The 1,934-nt window shown below is 33.7% G+C and carries 2 protein-coding genes and 1 pseudogene; all 3 read right to left on the bottom strand.

Going from position 1 to position 1,934, the window contains the following annotated elements:
• Nucleotides 1–140 precede the first annotated feature (140 nt).
• On the bottom strand, nucleotides 141–995 hold the full coding sequence (locus tag V7024_RS24245) for a Cof-type HAD-IIB family hydrolase (protein WP_335524628.1): 855 nt from the start codon (nucleotides 993–995) through the stop codon (nucleotides 141–143).
• A 219-nt stretch (nucleotides 996–1,214) separates the two neighbouring features.
• The gene (locus tag V7024_RS24240) at nucleotides 1,215–1,370 is read right to left on the bottom strand and encodes a DUF1540 domain-containing protein (RefSeq protein WP_090996296.1); all 156 of its coding nucleotides are present in this window, start codon (nucleotides 1,368–1,370) and stop codon (nucleotides 1,215–1,217) included.
• Between the two features lie 71 nt (nucleotides 1,371–1,441).
• Nucleotides 1,442–1,786: pseudogene (locus V7024_RS24235) on the bottom strand (cytochrome P450); the annotation flags it as partial.
• Nucleotides 1,787–1,934: the final 148 nt, after the last annotated feature.

The raw sequence follows: 1,934 nt of genomic DNA, 5'->3' as shown, positions 1-1,934 counted from the left end.
CACGCAAAAAAGGACAAATTTTGTCGATATTTGTCCTTTTTTGCGTGTGTAACTAGTGTGAAATTTAAGTAATTGGATTAATAAGAGCATTTTTGATACTTTCATCATTTTTCGACCGCGGTCTAACTAGCAAAATAACTTCAGCCAATTACATAACGGCGAAGGGCATGAGCAACACCGTGATCATCATTTGTAAGTGTTTTGTAGCGACAAATTGCTTGAATCTCTTCCACTGCATTTCCCATTGCAATTGATATATTTGCCTTTTCCATCATAGACATATCATTTAAACCATCACCAATTGCGACGGTATGTTCTTTTAATATTCCTAAATGATTTGCTAGTGTATATAATCCGTTCCCTTTTTGAGCATGAATATGATTTATTTCAAGGTTGTGCCAGTAAGATGCCGTAATCGATAGCTCCTCGTTATTTATAAATTGCATTTTTAATACCTTTAATTTTTCCCTTTGATACGAGAATGGGAGAATTTTATGAATGTGAATTGGCGCTGAAAATAGCGATTTGCAGCTTTCGATTGGTTTCGTTTCAGTATGCTGTAAATATAATGATGCTATTTGTTTCAGTTCTTCTTCATCAGTGTGTAGATCAGAATTTATGATTAAATTCATCTCAAGTTGAATCGTTTTTTCTCCATATTCTGGGATATATACCCCTTGATCTGTATACAATTGATAAAATATATTTTTTTCTTCTAAATACTCAACGATTTCTTCTGCATGTTCATTTGCAATCGGATATCGTTGTAACATTTCATTATCTAAATACAAAATCGCACCGTTTTCTGCAATGATTGGACATTTTAAATTGGCTTCATGAAGAAGTTTTTGAACATCTGTCATAGAGCGTCCTGTACAAATCGCAACGACATGTCCTTTTTCTTGACACTCTTTAATAGCTGCCGCATTTTCCTCACTAATTACCTTCTTTGATGTAAGAAGAGTGCCGTCTAAATCAATTGCAATAAGTTTCATTACTATTCCCTACTTTCGTTTCTATATATGCAATAAATGATATCGTTCTCATATGCAACATCATAGTTATAATGTATGAAACGCATTTCAGGTCAAGCGAAAACATGTATTATGCAAAAATTTTTATATTCTTTACATATAAAAAGTATGAAAATGATTGTTATTATCAATAATATACATAAGACAAGGGTAACCTGCATTGTGGCTACCCTTAGAAACTTAAACTTCTGGTATAAATGTTTTGCAATCTGTTTCTTTACTATCAGATGCTTCTTTCCCTGTATGACTTATCACATAAATGGATTCAGCATTGCACTTATTTCCATTTCCCCAATATTTGCAGTTGTTTACTTCACAAAGAACATCTTGAGCCATCGTATGACACCTCCTTTATTATCTAGTATGAACAGCTTTGAGAGGTGTCATACTGTTTCTTATCCGTTCACTTAGAAAGATAATGGTAATTCTTCTACAGAGCGCATTAAATAATTACCACTCCATTTTATGTCTTCTCTTCTTCCTTTTAATTTAAGACCTGGCATACGATGTAATAAAGTAGGAATTGCAATTTTCGCTTCTAAACGAGCTAGCGGTGCACCAAGACAGAAATGACTGCCATGGCCAAAAGCAATATGACGGTTATTTTTTCTTGTAATATCAAATATATGAGCATTTGGAAATATCTTTTCATCACGGTTCGCAGAGGCCAAGGAAATAATCACCTCATTTTTCGGTTGAATATTTTGACTATGTAATATAAATGATTCTGACGCCCAGCGCATAAATGTCATATGCTTCATGTTTAAAAGCAGCTGAAGTTAATTGGATCTCAGGCAATGTATTACGATTCATTTCGTTATTTGAAGACATACCTCCAACCTCCATCTTTGGAAATATTTGGTGACCACAGCACCTAATGATCATTATAACGTATTGAAT

Source organism: Bacillus sp. JJ864, from assembly GCF_036963045.1.
Taxonomy (GTDB): Bacteria; Bacillota; Bacilli; order Bacillales; family Bacillaceae_G; genus Bacillus_A; species Bacillus_A pseudomycoides_C.
Note: the sequence above shows the minus strand (reverse complement) of the source record. Positions and strands in the feature narration are given on the sequence as shown.